Below are 18,522 nucleotides of genomic sequence, written 5' to 3'. Positions count from 1 at the left end.
GAAAGGATGAACGCAGTGAAACGACTGCAAGCTCTCGCTTTAGCTGAAAAACGCCATATCGTCGGACTCGTCATCGCCGCGGTGATGATCGGATTGTCGATTTTGGCGCAGGCGTATTTAATCGTCGATATCGTCGACCAGGTCTTTTTTAAAAATGCATCGTTTGAAAGCATCATCCCGGCGCTCGGCTGGCTCATTCTCGCCCTCGTCACGCGTGCTTTGTTCGGCTACATGTCAGGACGAATCGGAGCTAGTCTAGCGGAGAAAGCGAAACGGACACTCCGGTTTCAGTTGCTTGACCGTTATACATCGAATCCGATCGAGACATCTTTGTCCGGCCAGTCCGGAAAGAAAGTCAGCGTCTTCATGGACGCGGTCGATGAAGTCGACGCCTACTTCAGCCAATATTGGCCGCAAGTCATTCAAACGTCGATCATTCCGCTGCTCATTCTCGTCGTCGTCTTCAGCCAACATTGGATCTCGGGCGTCATCATGATGGTGACGGCGCCGTTCATCCCAATCTTTTTCATTATCATCGGGATTGCGACGCAGAAAAAATCCGAACAACAGATGGAGAAGATGAACCAGTTCTCCGGAAAGTTCTTGGACGTGTTGCAAGGATTGACGACATTGAAACTATACGGTCGGACCGAGCGTGAGGCGCAAGCGATTGAAAAGAGCAGTCTCGACTTCCGCGACGCGACGATGGTCGTCTTGAAGACGGCGTTCTTATCGGGTCTCATGCTCGAGTTCATCTCGATGCTCAGCACAGGGGTCGTGGCGCTCGAAGTGGCGCTGCAAATGGTCGTCTGGCAGAACTTGACGTTCTTCTCCGGCTTTTTGATTCTCGTCTTGGCTCCGGAATACTATTTGGCCATTAAAGACCTCGGCGGTGCGTTCCATACCGGACGCGGCAGCATGGGGGCGGCCGATCGTATTTTCGAGGCGCTCGACGCACCGGATGAACGTCTGCAGTGGGGCGACCGGACGTTGACGAGCCGGACACCCGACCTCGAGCTCGACGAAGCATCATTCGCCTATGAAGGGGGGCGTTTCACGCTCCAGCCTTTAAGCGGCATGATTCCTGCCGGTGCCCACATGGCGCTCGTCGGGGCGAGCGGGTCCGGGAAGACAACCGTCTTGAACGTGTTATCGGGGCTCGTCAAACCTGACAGCGGACGTGTCCTCGTGGACGGTGAACCGCTCGAGACGTACACCGATACGTCATGGTATGACACGATTGGCTATATCTCACAAAATCCGTATTTGTTCGCCGGCACCGTCGCCGATAATATCGCCCTCGGTGAGGCGGCGGACGAAGCGAGCATCCTCGAGGCGGCGACGGCAGCCGGACTGAACGATGTCATCGCTCAGTTGCCGAACGGTCTTCATACCGAACTCGGTGAAGGGGGTTACGGCTTATCCGGAGGTGAACGGCAGCGGCTCGCCTTGGCCCGGGCCTTCTTGAAACGTCCCGGCATCATCTTGTTCGATGAACCGACGACCGGACTTGATTTAGTGACCGAACAAATCGTTCGGCGCTCAATCGATGAGTTGTCACGTGAGTCAACGCTCGTCACGGTCGCGCATCGTCTGCATACGATCAAACAAGCCGATGCGATTTGGTTCATGGACGAAGGGCGTCTCGTCGCCCAAGGCACACATGACGAACTGCTCAGCGTTCCGCAATACGCTGACTTATTCACGCTACAGAAAGGGGTGAGAGGATGAATTCCCTTTGGACGATCACGAAATGGATGATGCGAGAGAAAAAGGATATCATCCTCTCGATCTTCTTTGGTTATGTCGCTGGCATCGCAGCCGTCGCTTTGTTCGCGGCGAGCGGATACCTCGTCTCACGGGCTGGGCTCGTGCCGCCGCTGTATGCGCTCATGGTGCCCGTCGTTTTGATTAAACTGTTCGGTGTGATTCGGGCGAGTGCTCGCTATCAGGAGCGTCTCGCCTCGCACCGGGCGACGTTCACGATTTTGAGCGAACTCCGGGTCCGATTTTATCGTCAACTCGAGCCGCTCGTCCCGAGCATCTTTGCCAAATATCGGAGTGGGGACTTGCTCGCTCGCGTCGTTGGTGACGTCGAGAGCTTGCAGAACTATTTTTTACGGGTGTTCTACCCGCCGATTATCTTGGTACTCGTCTTCTTGAGCACGATTTTCTTCGTCACATACTTCTCGGTCTGGGTCAGCGTTTGGATCTTGTTCGGCGTCTTCGTGACCGGTTTTTTGATCCCGGCCTTCTTCGCCCGTGTCCGTGCCAAGCATGACCGGCAACTCCGTACCTTGCGAGGAGACCTGTCGAGTGGGATGACGGAGATGATGTACGGCTATCGCGACCTGTTGTTGCACCATCGGCTTGGTCAAACGCGCAACGAACTGCTTGAACAGAGCGACCGCTACGCCGATGCCCAAAAACGAGATGTGACGAACCAGTTCTTCAACTCCTCGCTCGTCGTGGCGGCGTCCTTACTCGTCTCATGGGGTGTTTTGGCCATCGGGGCCTATCTTGTCGTCGACGGGGAATTAAATGGCCTCTTCTTGGCCATGCTCATCATGATGTCGCTCACTGCGTTTGAGAACGCGACACCGATGGCAGTCTTCCCAGGTCACTATGCCGACAGCAAGCAAGCGGCCGATCGACTGCTCGAAGTGGTCGAGCCGAGTGAAGCGATTGTCGTTGCCGAGTCGGCCCGTACCGACGTAGCGCTCGAGACAGCACCTGACGTATCGTTCGAACGCGTGAGCTATCGCTACCCGGACACGTTCCGTGACGTGCTGAGCGGCGTCGACGTGACGTTACGAGGCGGTTCAAAGACCGTTATCGTCGGACCGAGCGGCTCAGGAAAATCGACACTACTTCAACTGTTGCTCGCTTTTGTCAGACCTGAGTCTGGTGAGATCCGATTGAATGGACAGCGGTTGGACGATGTGACCCAAGCATCGGTCTGGCGTGAAGCCAGCGTCGTCCTTCAAGAGAACCACTTCTTCTTCGGGACGGTGCGAGAGAACTTGGAGCTCGCCGGTAATTTCTCGGACGCTGAGATGGAAGCGGCGCTCGCGAGTGTCCGCCTCGGTTTCTCGCTCGACGAGCCCGTCCTTGAGAAAGGGGCGAACTTATCGGGCGGCGAGCGGCAACGTCTTGCCATCGCCCGAGCCTTGTTGAAGAATGGATTGCTCTGGATACTTGACGAAGCGACATCGGCGCTCGATGCGCGGACCGAGGCGGACGTATTCGCCGAGATTTTGCGTCAAGCCGATGAAGCGACGCTCGTCATGGTCAGCCATCGTCTGACTGGGCTCGAACGTTTCGATCACATCATCGTCATGGAGTCCGGACGCATCGTCGAGACCGGATCGTATGATGAACTGATGCAGGCACACGGTGTGTTTTATGGATTGAAACAAATCGAACAAGATATCTTTGCATGAAAAAACGAGCGGCTCCGTCGGAGAGCCGCTCGTTTTTTTGGATGGCAAATTTGGGTGCAACAAATGGGGGTTGTCGCATTGCTTTCAAAAAGAGTGTCGTGGAGGGGAATCCACGTGACGTATTGGTTTGGGGAACGTTTACGTCAAGCTTTGGGAGCTACAACTAAAGTATAAGTGATAACGATTCTCATTGTCAATTAGTAAATTGTACAAAAAAACCGCAAACCAAACTGTTTGCGGATCGTTGTCAGCTCGACGGTACGCCCTTACGAAGCGTGAAGCGAAGTAAGCTGAACAAGTAACGAGTATAGAAGAGCGCGAACGCATAAAATACCGCGATGGCAGAAGCACCGAGTTCAACACCTGGAATGTTCATCAAGAACTCGAGGATGAGAATCGACAGCAAGAAAATATAAAGACCTGCATCAAGATAGAGCGGCATCAATTTTCCGCGTTGGTGCCAGAACGTCCGGACGAGCGGTGCGACGATCATCCCGATGATGCGTTCCGCGAACCCGATGCTGAGCACGGCAATCATGAAGGCGGCGACCGTCTCGAACGATACGAGTTCTGAGAAGGCGAACATGGAGATGAGTAGGAGCGGACCGATAAAAATCATCATCGAGAGGGACGTGCGTAAAAAGATAAACAAGTTCCGTTTCATCGTATCGACTCCCCCGAAGAGCGACTGCCGGAACGTCTTGCCACGTTGATAGTCGAGGATGAACGATCCCACAAACATCAAACCGAATAGTGATAACAATACTGTCATGAAATGTGTTTCCCCTTTTTCTGTCCAAATCTATGATCACTGTAAGGATAGTCGAATCAAAGTCTAGCCTAGTGTACCGATTCACTAGTTGAAAGTAAAGCGGGAAAACTGCGGAAAATCGCAATCTTTTGCGAACATGAGGCGCTTTACGACGCCAGAATGAATCGATTTCGTCCCGATTCCTTTGCGTGGTATAACGCTTCGTCGGCATGTTTCAACACGCTGTCGACTTCGATGTCGTTCGAATGGCAGGCCCCGAGCGAAACGGTGATATGAAGCGTCCCCGCACTCGTCTCGAACGGGAACGTCGAGACTTTTTCTCGTATAGATTCAGCGAGGTGAGTCACTTCATCTCGATTGGCGTTCGGCATGATGATTAAAAATTCTTCTCCGCCGAAGCGGCCGACGAGATGACGCTCTTCACTCTCGGCGACGAGCAACATGCCGAGCTCCCGTAAGACGTCGTCCCCGACGTCATGACCGTACGTGTCGTTCACGCGCTTGAAGTGGTCGATGTCGACGAGGATCAAGGCGTATTCTTTGGCTTCGACGTTCAAGTTGGCCATCGCCTCGTTCAATAGACGCCGGTTGGCGATGCCGGTCAACGCGTCGGTCCGGGCGAGTTGTTGCTGATGTTGGACGTTCTCGAAATGACGACGCAACTCTTGGAGCAAACGATACGCGGCACAGGCGCCGCCGTACGCCATGACGACGTAGGCGAGAATGACAGGATAGAACAGTTCGAGCGGCAACGCATAATAGATGGCCGCACCGAAGACGGTGACACTGATCGTCGTGAAGACGAGTAACGTGTTGCGAGTGTTATCGAGTTTTAGCCGCAATAGACTGATGGGAAGGACGAGTCCAATCATCGTCAAGACCGCCAAATAAAAGCCGATATACGCCCCGTCGGTCACCATGAAAAATCGGGCGGTCAGAAAGATGACGGCAGCGACAACCCCGCTGACCCACCCGCCGAACAAGACGGCAAGCGAGATGGGGATGGAGCGCAAGTCGATCAAAATCCCTTCGAGCGGCAGTGCGTTTGCGAGTAAAATCAAGGCGACGATCCCTGTCTGGACGCCAAGCAGGATTCGACCTTTCAACGGTGATTTCGGTGTCAGACGCGGACGATTGCGGAACGGAAGAAATGAGATCGTGAAGAGGGTGAATAGGATACACAAGTTCAGAAAAAACGAGTTGATGATGGTTAGCATGGCTGCATCCCCTTGCGTGAAATGGAAATAATTAGTTTCAGTTTAGCATATTCAAACAGCGTTGACTGCTTATGGAGGAGTGCAATGTGTTCACCAGTCGCGCCAATCTTCCGTCACGTCCTCGTCAGTCTCATAACCGGCTAGAATTGCCCCGGCTTGAATGAAATCGTACAGTTCCTCACGCTCAACCGTCTCGATGAAATGGTCGTGCTCGGCATCGAGCTCGTTCAAGCGCAACACGACGTCGCGGACCGCTGCCAAGACGCTTGCTTCCGTTCCGTCTGCATGTGTCAATGCGGTCACGTACCGTCGGAGCGCGGCGTCAACGGCAAAGATGATCTCGACGGTATACACGTCATCGCCTTCATTCATCCGGTCTTCCCACATCAGTGTCGGGCGATTGGCCCATAACCGTTCAACCTCCATACTAAGTGCCTCCTTCGAAATGAAACATCATCTTCCTCTCTATCATAGCAAACAAATTTGGTATGATAGAAAGAAAGGGGGACTGTCCGTGCGGTATTGGGATCATTTTAAGCGAGCGTTTATTCCGATCGCGCTCATCTTGATCGGGTTGGCCATCTTTTATACATTATCGGCTCGAGGGAATATGGCGTTGACCGTGCTCGGGGCGCTTATCGTCGGCGTCATCTTATTTTTAGTGATGCGGCACATGAATCAGGTCGAAGAAGACTAAGACGAGAACACGTTCGTGGTTCTCGTTTTTTGTTGTCGACGAGATTTTTTGGGTACACTACATAGTAAGGAGGGATTTATTATGGCAAAAGCTACATTTGCGGGAGGCTGTTTTTGGTGCATGGTCAAACCGTTTCATAAATACGAAGGGGTCGAGCGCGTCATTTCCGGCTACACGGGCGGGCACGTCGACAACCCGACCTATCAACAAGTCTGTTCGGAGACGACCGGTCACCTTGAGGCGATCGAGGTCACGTTTGACCCGGAAGTCATTTCATACGAGGAACTGTTACGCATCTATTGGCGTCAAATCGACCCGACCGATGGCGGCGGACAATTCAATGACCGCGGTGAGTCGTATCGCCCGGCCATCTTCTATCATTCGGAAGAACAGCGCGTAGCGGCGGAACGTTCAAAGCAAGAAATCGAGGACTCAGGTCGATTCGACCGACCGATTGAAGTCGAGATTCGTCCCGCGAAAACGTTTTGGGAAGCCGAAGACTATCATCAAGACTACTATAAGAAAAATCCGTTCCGCTACGAAATGTATCGGGTCGGTTCAGGCCGTGCCAAGTTTGTGAAAGAGGCGTGGAGCGACAAGAAAATTCAGAAAGAACTGAAAGACCGCTTGACGCCGATCCAATATAAAGTCACGCAAGAGAACGGGACCGAGCCCCCGTTTCAAAATGAGTATTGGGACGAGGAACGAGAAGGATTGTATGTCGACGTGATTGATGGTACGCCGCTCTTCACGTCGCGCGACAAGTTCCAGTCGAATTGCGGCTGGCCGAGCTTCGCCCGTCCAATCGAGGAAAAGCGTATCGACATGAACATGGACACGACGCACCATATGGTCCGGACTGAAGTCCGCTCGAAGGGAGCCGACAGTCACCTCGGTCACTTATTCGATGACGGCCCGAAAGAACTAGGGGGTCTGCGCTACTGCATCAACTCGGCAGCACTCCGTTTCATTCCAAAAGAAGAGTTAGAGTCTGCAGGTTATGGAGAGTACAAGCACTTATTCGATGCGTGAAGGGGAGAAGGTCATGTTCACATCCGTCAAACAACAGATCCGTCGTGAGACGCTCGCGACCGTCTTGGATTACTACGACAAATCGATTCGAAACTTGTCTGAAGCGGCTAGAGATGAGAAGTACAACAAGATGAGCGCGACCCCGTTCTCGTTTTTCCGGGGGAGCTCCCACTTGTTCTATTATGACTTTGCGAAAGTGCCGCTCGCGTTCGATACCGACGCGTCTCATCCGACGTTCATTCAAGGGGACTTGCATTTTGAAAACTTCGGTGTGTTCGAGGATGGGGCCGGAACCATCATTTATGACGTGAACGATTTTGACGAGGCGTATCTCGGGTCTTATTTGTTTGACGTCCTTCGCATGGCGATCTCGGTCGATTTGTTTGCCGCGGAGTCAGGATTTGATGCGAGGCGAGCCATTGAGACGTATGCAGAGACATACGCGCGTGCGATGGAACGCTATGCGAATGGGAAGGATGAAGATGTCCAATTCACGAAAGCGAACACGTGCAAAGCGATCAAGAAAGTGATTAAAAAGGCAGAGAAGAAGAAAGACGCATTCATGGCGGAGCGAACGGAAGTCCGGGATGAGGAGCGTTACTTCGCGACAAGTGACGACCTCGTCCCGGTCAGTCCGAAGACTGCCAAACAAATCAAACAGGCATGGCCTGACTATTTGGCATCCTTGTCGGAAAAGCATCGTCACCACGCCGACCATTATGAGATTAAAGACATCGCCATCAAACGGGAGAGCGGTACCGCTTCAATCGGGCTCGAACGGTATTATATTTTGATTGAAGGTGCGGACGCTGAACATGACGAGGATATCATTCTCGAAATGAAGCAGGCGCAATCAGCTGTCCCTTCACTCTTTTTGCCGACGCATCCGTTATTTGAGGACGGCTTATCACATCAAGGAGCCCGTGTCATCGCGGCTCAGCGCGCCATGGTGCATAGTCGTGACCCGTATCTCGGCTACTTGACGATGGACGGGAACGAGTATTACGTGCGGCAACGGTCACCTTATAAGCGGAAAGTGAAAGCGAAGCACATCAAAAATGAAGAATCGCTCATTGAGACGTTGAAAGTACAGGCGGAGATCACGGCCAAGATCCATGCCCGGGCGGACGCGGATGCGAACGTGCTCGATTACGAGGCGAGTGAACGGATTGCGGCGGCCATCGGGGCGTCGCGACCGCTATTCATTCGTCAAATCTCGCGTTGGTCCCAATTTTACGCCAATCAAGTCAGGTTCGACTTTGAGGTGTTCCAATCTTGGCTTAAGACGCGTGCGGAGACCCACGTCTGACGAGCACCGGACTTGCGGTCGGCCCCACGTTTGCCTCAGAATGGAACGGTAAAGGATGTGTGCGACGTATGATTACAGAACAACAGGTCATCACGCAGATGAAACAAGTGATGAGCCAAATTGAACAGTCGAGCGGAGAGACCCAGAAGCGCCATTTGGCCAAGCTGATGGGGTATTGCGAGCTTTTGCTCGCCGATTCGGCTCCAACGCAGCCCACTGCGGCTCCCGTGGCCCAACCGACCGAGGCGAAACCGCCGCTTGATCGGCAGATGGCAGCGTTTCTCGGGATTCCTTTAGAAGAGGAAGACAAACCAAAAACCGATTCATTGCTCGACTTCTAAGCTGTGCCCCGAGGCACAGCTTTTTTTCGAGCGTTCGCGTTGACTTATATACCGTAGGGGGTATAATGAGGTTAACTAAACTATACCTAACGGAGGCGTGACTATGCTTGATTTCTTGTTTGTCGCAGTAGTGATCGGATTGATTTATTTTTGGTGGACGAAGCGAAACAGCGTCAAAACAGTTTCGACGGATGAATTGAAACGGAAGATTGCCGAAGAGCGAAACATTCAACTGCTCGACGTTCGTGAACCACACGAATACCGGGGCGGGCATATCAAGCAAGCGAAAAATGTGCCGTTATCGGGATTCGGGAACGCGAGTGCCCAATATCCGAAAGATAAAGAACGTCCGGTCTACGTCATCTGTCAAAGCGGGATGCGAAGTCAACGGGCCGCGGCCATGTTGAAGAGCGCGGGTTATACGGACGTCTACTCGGTCAAAGGCGGTATGAGTTTCTGGCGTGGCTGACAGTTCTCGGTTGAACATTTGTTCAGCCGTTTTTTTATGGACTCTGAATTTCACTTTTAGAGGTGAGATTTGCGTGTGACGTTTCCGCTTTCGGTTTTCAGGGGATTCTGCTACGGTAGGAACATAGGAAAGAGAGAGGGGACCAGACAATGGCAGTCATTTTATTTGATATCGATGGGACGCTCGTCGACACGACCGGACCGATGACGCAAGCAATCCACGAGGCGTTGGAACAACTTCCACATTTACCGAAACCGAGCGAGGACGCGGTCCGATCGGGATACGGATTGGCCGGTAACGCATTTTGGGAGCACGTCATCCCGGAGGCGACAATCGAGGAGATCCGCCAAATTCGCAAACTTCGTCATGAGACGCTCGAACGAGCGATGGAAGGCCAACACGTCTTGTTCGACGGGATTTACGAGATGCTCGAGGCGCTTCATAAAAAAGGGCACACGTTGACGACCGCGAGCAACTGCGGTGTCCATTATTTGAACTTGATTCTCGACTCGCAAAACATTCGCCAGTTCATGACGGCGCCAGAATGCCTCGAATCCGTAAGTGGTGAGAAAAAAGCCGACATTTTGACGGCGCATCGCCTCCGTCACGGCGAGAACGACTATGTGATGGTCGGGGACCGGAAATCGGATGTCGAAGCGGCTCGGGCCCATGACTTCCCGGTCGTCTTGACTGGATTTGGGTTTGGAAACGAGGACGAATGGGCGCTCGCGGATCATGTAATTGCGACGCCGAACGACTTGATTACGTATATCGAATCATAAAAAGTTCCGGTTGAACGCGATGTTCAACCGGAATTTTTTTAAAGTCCAAGCGAGATATATTTGATTTCTAAAAATTCTTCGATGCCATGGTGACCACCTTCACGGCCGAGACCGCTCTGCTTCCACCCGCCGAACGGTGCTTGCGGCGTCGACGGGAGACCGTCATTGACGCCGACGATGCCGTATTCGAGCGCTTCGGCCAAATAGAGGGCCTCGTTGATGTCTTGCGTGAACACATAAGCGGCGAGACCGAACGGGGTCGCATTCGCCCGCTCAATTACTTCCTCGAGCGTATCGAACGACGCAATCGGTGCGACGGGGCCGAATGTCTCCTCGTTCATGCACAGCATATCCTCATTCGCATAGCGGACGACGGCCGGCCGGACGAATAGGCCGTCGAGCTGCTCCCCGCCCGTGATCTCGCCTCCGCGGATTTGAGCGTCCTCCAAGTGCTTCATCACTTTCTCGACCGCGGCCTCGTCGATGAGCGGACCGATATCCGTCCCTTCGTCGAGCCCGTTGCCGACTTCGAGCGCTGCGACGGCCTCGATGAATTTTTCGGAGAACGCATCGACGATGGACTGCTCGACATAAATCCGGTTGGCGCAGACACACGTCTGTCCGCCGTTACGGAATTTCGTCGCGACCGCTTGCAGTACAGCCTTGTCGAGATCTGCCTGTGCCGTGACGATGAGTGGGGCGTGACCACCGAGCTCGAGCGAGATTTTCTTCATCGTATCGGCGGCGCCGCGCATGAGGGTCTTGCCGACCTCGGTCGAACCGGTGAACGTCAATTTGCGGACACGGGGGTCGTGTTGCCACGTGTTCACGATGTCAGAAGCTTTCCCGGTGACAAGATTGATGACACCGGGTGGGAAGCCTGCTTTCTCAGCCAGTTTGACGAGTTCGATCGCCGTCAATGGTGTCGCTGATGCCGGTTTCAATACGACGGTACAACCTGCGGCAAGCGCCGGCGCCAATTTTCGGGTGATCATGGCGGCCGGGAAGTTCCATGGGGTGATGGCGGCGACGACGCCGACCGGTTGTTTAATGGCAAAGATGCGTTTCTTGTTTGACGATGCCGGAATCGTCTCGCCGTACACGCGCCGACCTTCCGCGGCGTACCACTCGATAAAGCCGTTCGCATAGCGGACTTCGCCGATGGCTTCTTGGAGCGGCTTGCCTTGCTCTTCGACCATCGTCCGAGCGATGGCTTCCGTATGTTCATCGATCAGTCGATTCCATTCGAGCAGGAGGGCGCCTCGTTCTTCTGCCGTTTTCTCTTGCCAGTCCTTCAAGGCGTCGTGGGCGGCATCGACAGCCTGTTTCGCTTCGGCGGTGTCGCTCTTTGTCACCGTGGCCATAATGTTGCCGGTCGCGGGATTCCGCACCACGATCGTGTCCGATGTATCAATCCATTCTCCGTTGATGAAATTGTTCTCCACTCGCATCTTGATTTCCCCTTTCGTCTAGGTGCACATTAAGAAGGTACCCGATTTCAAAAATCATACACAATTTTACAACGGGGGAGGGGTCGCTATGTGGGTCATCATCTTGGGCTATGTCGTCGGCAGTATACTTGGCGGGCGCTTATACGGCAGGTGGAGCGGTCAAGACTTGGCAACGAGTGGGTCGGGAAACACCGGTGCCCGCAATGCGTTACGGATTGGCGGGAAGCGAGCGTTCTTGTTCGTTTACGGATTCGACGTCTTGAAGACGGTACTCGTGTTGTCAATCAGCGGTCCATATTTTTTTGAGACCGGACTCGCCTTGACGCTCGGGCACATTTATCCGATGTGGCATATTCGCACCGGTGGGAAGGGGTACGCCGTATTTTCTGGAATTATATTAGCGTACAGCCCGTTATGGTTTTTAGCAGGACTTGCCATGTTGCTCATTCTCATCAAACTGACGCGTAACTCGCGCGAGACGGGGCTTGTCATGCTCATGCTCTTGCCGCTCGCGGCCTGGGGGGACGCAACAGATGTCAGTGTGGCCAGTTTGACGATGATTTTGATCATGTACCATCATATAAGGGGGAAACAACGTGCTTGAATTTCGAAGAGCGACGCCGGGGGATGCGGAAGCGATTCATCGATTGAACTATGAGACGTTTGTCGAAGAAATCCCGCAACACCATCCGAACGAGGAGCGACGACTCGTCGATCGCTTCCATGATACGAATACATACTGGATTGGATTGGCAGACGGGCAGCTTGTCGCCATGTGTGCCATCCGTGACGAACACCCGTTTTCACTTGAACAAAAAGGTGTGACGCTGCCGCCGGGAGAGTGGATTGAAGTCCGGCTATTGGCCGTGACGCCTTCCTATCGGAACACAAGGACGTTTGCCGGACTTATGCGAGCGATGCTCATGGAAGCGACAGACCGGGGTGTGGAAGGGATTGTCATCAGCGGAACCGTACGCGAACAGAAGCTATATCGACGGTTCGGGTTTATCCCGTTCGCAGAACCGGTCGGGACGGCGGAGGCGTTATACGTGCCGATGCAGTTGACGCGCTCTGGGTTCATGCAGTCAGAGACCGCTCGAACGTTGCGGCCAAAGTTACTCCTCGCCGGTCCCGTCGAACTGTCGAATCAAGTGCGCGCTGCGCTTGCCGCTCAGCCGGTATCACATCGGTCGACTGAGGCCAGCCGTTTGCTCCATTCGGTCCAGTCGAGGCTGAGCCATCTCGTCAAGTTGCCTCATGTTTACACATTACTCGGGAGCGGGACGATTGCGAACGATGCCGTCGCTGCCCAGTTGCACGGACGTGGCGTGATCATCGACACAGGGGAGTTCGGACGGCGGCTGATTGACCATGCCAATCGGGCTGGTCTTGAATTTGATGTCGTCCCGCTTTCGGCTGGGCGTCGTCTCGACTTAAAGCGAATCGGACAACATGCACCAGATTGGATTTGGACGGTCCATTGCGAGACGTCGACGGGGAAGCTGGTCGATTTGGACCAGTTGCGTAAGTATGCACACACACATCCGACGAAGATTGCGATTGATGCCATCAGTGTGGTTGGGACGAAAGTGACCGACTATTCGTTCGCGCATCTGGTGACGTTCGTCTCGGGCAAAGCGCTCCGAAATGCCCCTGGATTGGCGTTTGTCGCCATGCGAGAACGAGCTGTCCCGAACCCGTCGATTCCGCGTTATTTAGACTTGGCAGGCTATGACCCAATCGCCTTCACGCAATCGGTCCCGCTCATTCAAGCGATGGACGTCGCCTTGCGCGAACTGACGGACGCGGAGATTGCGACCCATCAATCCAAACTTGATGCGTTCGTACATGAACTGGTGCGCCGCGGTATATCGGTTGAACTCGGGGACGATCAAGCGCCCGGCATTTTTTCGCTCGCGCTGCCAGACACACTGTCCTCGATTGAGCTAGGATATCAATTGGCGTTCCATGGCTATCAAGTGCAGTACGAGAGCGTTTATTTGCGGCGTGCGAACTGTCTCCAAGTCTCCACGATGGGATGGACGACCGACCGGGATTTGCAGCAAGTCGCCGCCTATATCGGTACGTGGCTCCAGAAAAAAACCGCCACTCCAGGGAGTGACGGGTTCAGACGCGGAAATCTTGGCGGGCCAAATGACGAATCTTTCGACCGAGGCGTCTTGAGTTGAAATAAGCGATGACCGAGACGACGCCACCTGACCAGAACAGCCACTCATCCGGTCGGAGATAGCCGAATAGCCCGACGACAAGGCCGAGGATAATCAAGCCAGCGTTGAACGTTTGACGATGGAGCAGTTCTTTCGACTCGAGCTCACGTTGGAACATCGCTTGTTCGGACAGGCGCTTCCGGGTCGGCTCTTTCAAATAGTTATCGAGGAGTGGCGGGACGTTCAGCAACTTCTTGCTGTAGTTGAGCGCCGTCATGACGTAACGGTTCTGAATCGTCGTCCCATCGGACTCGAGCCATTGAATGACAATCGGTTTACCGAGCGTAAACAAATCGATTTTTGAATCAAGGATTTGCAGAATCCCGAGCAGCGTCGAAGCGGCCCGACCGAAGAAGGCGAACTCGGCCGGCAGTTGGATCGGCTCGTTCTTGACGAGCAGTTGGATATCTTGCAACACTTTTTCGATCAGCTTCGTATCGACCGTATCGATATCGGTCTCTAAATAGAACGTGACCGCTTTTTCAAGCGCTTGACGAATGTTATGCTTGTTCGCCGTCGGCAACAGGAAACGCAAGTCCTCAAGTCCGTCGACGACACCGTCATAATCAAGCGAGATGAACGCCTGCAAGATTTTACGGATCGTCGCCATGTCTTGGGCAGTCGATGACCCGACCATTCCGAAGTCGAGCAGGATGATCGTCCCGTCGGCCCGGATTTGGACGTTTCCTGGGTGGGGGTCGGCGTGGAATTGTCCGCCGAACAACAGTTGCTCGGCTGCCATCGTGAACAACCGTTTGGCAAGTGCGGAGCGGTCGATATTATTTTCTTTTAAGAAAGCGAGGTCGGTGATGCGGCGGGCTTCGACCCAATCCATCGTCAACACCCGATTCGTACAAAGGTGGTCATAATAGTCCGGGATGTACACGTCGGGGTTATCGGCGTATTTCGCTTTGAAATAATGGGCGTTCTTCAATTCGGTTTGGAAATTTAACTCGTCCCCGATGACAAAAATCATTTGGCGATATAAGCTATCTAAGTCGGTCGATTTTGCCAGCGATGTCCGCTTGAGCATCGTCGTGACGATTCGCATCGCTTTGAAGTCGGTCCGAATGATCTTTTCAATGTCTGGACGCTGGATTTTCAAGGCGACGCGCTTCCCGTTCTCAAGCAACGTCGCGCCATACACTTCCCCGATTGAGGCAGAGGCGACGGCGTCGATTCCGACGTCTTTCACAACTTGTGTATACGGGACGCCCCATTCTGCTTCCAGGATGGCGCGGGACTTGTCCCAGCCTGATGTAGGGACACGGTCGACGAGCTCGGATAACTCGTTCAATACAGAAGGAGGCAACAAGTCGGCCCGAATCGATAGAAACTGCCCGAGCTTGATGAGCAGCCCTTCGAGCCGGAGTGCGTTCCGCTTATACTCGCGGGCAAGGTTCAACATGAGCGTCTCATACTCTTCGGTTGACGCGAGACCTTGTTGCTGTTTGCGGGAGAATGCATAAATTTTAATGATGAATCGGGCGAACATCGTGACGATAATCCATATGCGGAACAAGGCGATTCGTTTCATAAAAGTACCGACATCCTTTACAAGCAGTCGCTCGACTGATCTGATTTTTTATATCTTAACTTTACCACAGAATGCTTTAAAGAAAGGGCAAGGGATATTTATGGAGTGGGAATTACTCAACGTCGTCGGAACGATTGCGTTTGCGGCGAGCGGTGCCATCATCGCGATGGACGAGAAATATGATATTTTTGGGGTATGGTTGCTCGCTTTCACAACAGCTTTCGGTGGCGGGGCCATCCGAAACGTCTTGCTCGGAAACCCGGTCAGTTTGATTTGGCAACAAAACGATCTCTTCATCCTTTGTTTTCTTGTCGCATTGCTCATCTTCCTGCTGCCAAACGTTGTTTTGCCGCATTGGGAACGCTGGGGCGTCATCGTGGACGCAATCGGTCTCGTCGCCTTCGCGTTTCAAGGAGCACAGGTCGCCATCAAGCTTGATTTACCATTATCGGCCGCGATTGCAGCGGCCGTTTTGACGGGTGTCGGTGGCGGGGTCGTCCGTGATTTGTTGGCCGGCCGAAAGCCTCTCGTCCTACAATCGGAAGTATATGCGATTTGGGCGATCATTATCGCGGTCGTCACATATTATTTCCGTCTTGAAGGAGGACTTCCTGTCTATACGTTACTTGTTGTCGTTGCGGCGCTTCGAGTGATATCCTACTATCGAAAGTGGAATTTACCTGCACGTAAAGTGCGATAAGGGGGAAATTAGTGATGAAAGCTTTACTTATTATTGGCGCCGCTTTAATGGCGCTCGGCGTCGCGTTCGGTGCGTTCGGGGCCCATGCGTTGAAAGAACGTCTGGCACCGAATATGCTTGCGAATTGGCAGACCGGTGTGCTCTATCATATGATTCACGCTATCGGCATCATCGCTTTAGCGAGCATTTTGATGAAAGTGAGCATTAGCCAGTTCAACACAGCAGGATGGCTCATGTTTGCCGGGATTCTCTTTTTCTCAGGCAGCCTGTATGTCATGGCATTGACCGGAATCACGAAGCTTGGAGCGGTCACACCAATTGGTGGCGTGCTGTTTATCGCCGCATGGGTGTTCGTCATCATCGGCGCATTCAAATTGTAATCAAACGTTAACGTCTGATTAACAGTCTTCCTGTATCATTCAAGGTGTGAGACCCCTTGTCTCCACACCGACGAACAATTGGCCCGTTTAGCCTTTTTCGCCTGGAGCGAGAGACTAAATAGGCCCTTTTTACGTTTTTTGGAAATGGTTAGACTTAGAAAAATACCTGGATTATACTTTTTTAATATAAGGTCAATAATTTCCTATTTTCATCTATTATTACAACTATGTTTCGAGAAAAGAAAAGTGAAAAAATGTTGAAATATAAAGGGGTGGGGAGCCGTATAAGGTTTCCCACCCCTTCGTCGTAATAAAAGTGAAATATAACTTTAACAGGAAAACATTCGACACTTCGATATAATTAGTCGTGTTGAAACTAAAAAAATAATCGTTTTTGTTACATAGCAAAACGACTGACCTTTAAATAGTACGTGAACCCTAACCCCGTCAATAGAAAGGATGTCCCCATTGATCAATTGGAAACGCACCGTCTCGACACTCACGCTTAGCGCGCTTCTTCTTGGGACGCACTCGGTGGCTGATGCCTCGACGTCAATCAAGGAGAAACAAGAGCAGCAGAAGAAAGTGCAAGAGCAACGGAATAACGTCAAACAGAACCAATCGAATACGTCTTCGAAAATTAAGCAAAATAAAAATGAAATCTCGAAAGTTCAAGCTGAAGTCAACAAGATGGATGCCCAACTTCAAGACATCATCAATGATGTCGCAGCGAAACGCCAAGAAATCAAGCGTACTGAGTTGAAAATTGAAGACCTCGAAGCTGACATTAAAGGCTATGAGAAGAAGATGAAGGCTCAAGAAGCAATGATGAAAGAGCGTATGGCCACGATGCAAACGAATGGCGGCGGCTCAATCAATTGGGCTGAGTTCATCTTCGGTTCGAAAAACTTCTCGGACTTGATCACACGGATGATCACGGCCGGAACGATTCAACGAAGCGACCAAGAGTTGTTTGAAGACTATGAAGCGACGCGTCAATCGTTACAAGAAGCGCAAGCATCACTTAAAGAAGAACGCACATCGCTCTTGAAGCAACAAAAAGCGCTAGAAGTACGTCAAGCTCAACTCGAGAAGAAGATGAAACAGCGCGAAGCTCGCATCAAAGAGCTCGAGGACAAGAATATCAAATTCGAATCGCAAATCTTCGACCTTCAAGAAATCGAAGCGACGTTAATCGCGCAAGAAGAAGCGATTGCGGCTGAGATTGAAGCGCAACGTCGTGAGGAAGAAGAAGCGCGTCGTCGTGCTGAAGAGGCGGCTCGTCAAGAAGCAGCCCGTAAAGCTGAAGAAGCTCGCCAAGCAGAAGCGGCGCAAGCAGCAGCAGCGGCCCGTCAAGCAGAAGAAGCAAGAGCGGCAGCGGCTAAAGCCGAGGCAGAACGAGCAGCAGCTCAAAAACAGCAGAACAATAACAATAATACCCAGTCGTCTTCATCTTCAAACCAGACGACACAAAATAGCACACCGGCACCGAAACCGGCTGCGCCAGCACCAAAGCCGGCACCGGCACCAGCGCCTAAACCAGCTCCGATGGCACCGACCACATCGGCACCGGCACCATCGGGCGCAATGTTCATTCAACCGACAACGGGACGTTTCTCACAAGGATGGGGACCGGCAAGCGGTCAATTCGGCTACTCGTTCCATAACGGCGTCGATATCGCTGGACCTGTCGGAACACCAATCCGTGCCTCGGCAACGGGAACGGTCATCCGTGCCGGCTGGGGTGGCGCATACGGGAATCACGTCATGATTGCCCACGTCATCAACGGACAAGTTTGGACGACGGTCTATGCCCACATGAACTCGGTCTCAGTAAGCGCCGGTCAACGTGTGACACAAGGCCAAAACATCGGCGCGATGGGTAGCACAGGGAACTCGACTGGCTCACACTTGCACTTCGAGGTTCATCAAGGCAGCTACTCGTACTCAGGAACGAGCGCGGGTAGCACAGTCAACCCACGTCAGTTCTTCTAATGATCAACGAGGACCCGTCAATCGTGACAGGTTCTCGTTTTGTGTCCCATCAAAACCAAAAAACAAGCGCCTATCCGTTGTGAACTGCTCCCCGTCAAGTAGACAGGGCAAATAATGAAAACCATCCTAGGCGGCTTGAGCCCTGTATTCGACAGGGCTCAAGCCGCCT

At 52.8% G+C, this 18,522-nt stretch carries 18 protein-coding genes; 13 read left to right on the top strand and 5 right to left on the bottom strand.

Annotated elements, in window-relative coordinates:
- Window positions 1–6 precede the first annotated feature (6 nt).
- Both cydD and cydC read left to right on the top strand, forming a co-directional pair.
- Window positions 7–1,731, top strand: a complete 1,725-nt coding sequence (cydD, locus tag KNP79_RS09950; RefSeq protein ID WP_214753549.1) for a thiol reductant ABC exporter subunit CydD — start codon at window positions 7–9, stop codon at window positions 1,729–1,731.
- A complete protein-coding gene (gene cydC / locus KNP79_RS09945) occupies window positions 1,728–3,443 on the top strand; it encodes a thiol reductant ABC exporter subunit CydC (protein ID WP_214753551.1) in 1,716 nt (571 codons plus the stop codon). The genes cydD and cydC overlap by 4 nt, the downstream gene beginning before the upstream one ends.
- A gap of 247 nt (window positions 3,444–3,690) precedes the next feature.
- Here the strand turns inward: cydC and KNP79_RS09940 are convergent, their stop codons facing one another.
- From KNP79_RS09940 to KNP79_RS09930, 3 genes are all read right to left on the bottom strand, one after another.
- Window positions 3,691–4,215, bottom strand: coding sequence for a hypothetical protein (locus KNP79_RS09940; protein WP_138858668.1), 525 nt, complete (start codon window positions 4,213–4,215; stop codon window positions 3,691–3,693).
- A 146-nt stretch (window positions 4,216–4,361) separates the two neighbouring features.
- Entirely contained in the window at window positions 4,362–5,432 is a 1,071-nt protein-coding gene (locus KNP79_RS09935) for a GGDEF domain-containing protein (protein WP_214753553.1), read from the bottom strand.
- Window positions 5,433–5,522: 90 nt separating this feature from the next.
- Complete coding sequence (locus KNP79_RS09930; protein WP_214753848.1) at window positions 5,523–5,858, bottom strand: hypothetical protein; 336 nt, start codon at window positions 5,856–5,858, stop codon at window positions 5,523–5,525.
- 88 nt (window positions 5,859–5,946) lie between these two features.
- Here KNP79_RS09930 and KNP79_RS09925 point away from each other — a divergent pair, with 88 nt between their 5' ends.
- The 6 genes from KNP79_RS09925 to KNP79_RS09900 all read left to right on the top strand — a co-directional run bounded on the left by KNP79_RS09925 (window position 5,947) and on the right by KNP79_RS09900 (window position 10,062).
- The gene (locus KNP79_RS09925; protein WP_138858671.1) at window positions 5,947–6,129 is read left to right on the top strand and encodes a hypothetical protein; all 183 of its coding nucleotides are present in this window, start codon (window positions 5,947–5,949) and stop codon (window positions 6,127–6,129) included.
- A gap of 81 nt (window positions 6,130–6,210) precedes the next feature.
- Window positions 6,211–7,161, top strand: coding sequence for a peptide-methionine (S)-S-oxide reductase MsrA (gene msrA, locus KNP79_RS09920; protein WP_029594568.1), 951 nt, complete (start codon window positions 6,211–6,213; stop codon window positions 7,159–7,161).
- Window positions 7,130–8,470, top strand: coding sequence for a DUF2252 domain-containing protein (locus tag KNP79_RS09915; RefSeq protein WP_251132941.1), 1,341 nt, complete (start codon window positions 7,130–7,132; stop codon window positions 8,468–8,470). Before msrA ends, KNP79_RS09915 begins: the two co-directional genes overlap by 32 nt.
- A 68-nt stretch (window positions 8,471–8,538) precedes the next feature.
- Window positions 8,539–8,811: a DUF5327 family protein gene (locus KNP79_RS09910; protein ID WP_029594570.1), complete on the top strand. Its 273-nt coding sequence runs from the start codon at window positions 8,539–8,541 to the stop codon at window positions 8,809–8,811.
- A gap of 103 nt (window positions 8,812–8,914) precedes the next feature.
- The gene (locus KNP79_RS09905) at window positions 8,915–9,280 is read left to right on the top strand and encodes a rhodanese-like domain-containing protein (protein WP_035385631.1); all 366 of its coding nucleotides are present in this window, start codon (window positions 8,915–8,917) and stop codon (window positions 9,278–9,280) included.
- Between the two features lie 149 nt (window positions 9,281–9,429).
- Window positions 9,430–10,062 carry an HAD family hydrolase gene (locus tag KNP79_RS09900; protein ID WP_029594572.1) on the top strand — a complete coding sequence of 211 codons (633 nt, stop codon included), beginning with the start codon at window positions 9,430–9,432 and terminating at the stop codon, window positions 10,060–10,062.
- Between the two features lie 38 nt (window positions 10,063–10,100).
- On the opposite strand, the gene KNP79_RS09895 is transcribed toward KNP79_RS09900, so the two are convergent.
- Window positions 10,101–11,513, bottom strand: a complete 1,413-nt coding sequence (locus tag KNP79_RS09895) for an NAD-dependent succinate-semialdehyde dehydrogenase (RefSeq protein WP_131471525.1) — start codon at window positions 11,511–11,513, stop codon at window positions 10,101–10,103.
- An 88-nt stretch (window positions 11,514–11,601) separates the two neighbouring features.
- Between KNP79_RS09895 and KNP79_RS09890 the strand changes: the two genes are divergently transcribed.
- Window positions 11,602–12,117, top strand: coding sequence for a glycerol-3-phosphate acyltransferase (locus KNP79_RS09890; protein ID WP_029594574.1), 516 nt, complete (start codon window positions 11,602–11,604; stop codon window positions 12,115–12,117).
- The gene (locus KNP79_RS09885) at window positions 12,110–13,702 is read left to right on the top strand and encodes a GNAT family N-acetyltransferase (RefSeq protein ID WP_051627664.1); all 1,593 of its coding nucleotides are present in this window, start codon (window positions 12,110–12,112) and stop codon (window positions 13,700–13,702) included. The genes KNP79_RS09890 and KNP79_RS09885 overlap by 8 nt, the downstream gene beginning before the upstream one ends.
- Here KNP79_RS09885 and KNP79_RS09880 read toward each other — a convergent pair.
- Window positions 13,641–15,278 (bottom strand): ABC1 kinase family protein, encoded by a 1,638-nt coding sequence (locus KNP79_RS09880; protein ID WP_138858674.1) that lies wholly within the window; start codon window positions 15,276–15,278, stop codon window positions 13,641–13,643. The genes KNP79_RS09885 and KNP79_RS09880 overlap by 62 nt on opposite strands.
- 100 nt (window positions 15,279–15,378) lie before the next feature.
- Between KNP79_RS09880 and KNP79_RS09875 the strand changes: the two genes are divergently transcribed.
- From KNP79_RS09875 to KNP79_RS09865, 3 genes are all read left to right on the top strand, one after another.
- Entirely contained in the window at window positions 15,379–15,978 is a 600-nt protein-coding gene (locus tag KNP79_RS09875; RefSeq protein WP_029594577.1) for a trimeric intracellular cation channel family protein, read from the top strand.
- A gap of 14 nt (window positions 15,979–15,992) precedes the next feature.
- Window positions 15,993–16,358 (top strand): DUF423 domain-containing protein, encoded by a 366-nt coding sequence (locus KNP79_RS09870; protein WP_029594578.1) that lies wholly within the window; start codon window positions 15,993–15,995, stop codon window positions 16,356–16,358.
- A 459-nt stretch (window positions 16,359–16,817) separates the two neighbouring features.
- The gene (locus tag KNP79_RS09865; RefSeq protein WP_138858675.1) at window positions 16,818–18,353 is read left to right on the top strand and encodes a murein hydrolase activator EnvC family protein; all 1,536 of its coding nucleotides are present in this window, start codon (window positions 16,818–16,820) and stop codon (window positions 18,351–18,353) included.
- Window positions 18,354–18,522 lie beyond the last annotated feature (169 nt).

The organism is Exiguobacterium sp. s7 (assembly GCF_018618195.1).
Classification (GTDB): Bacteria; Bacillota; Bacilli; order Exiguobacteriales; family Exiguobacteriaceae; genus Exiguobacterium; species Exiguobacterium mexicanum_A.
Note: the sequence above shows the minus strand (reverse complement) of the source record. Positions and strands in the feature narration are given on the sequence as shown.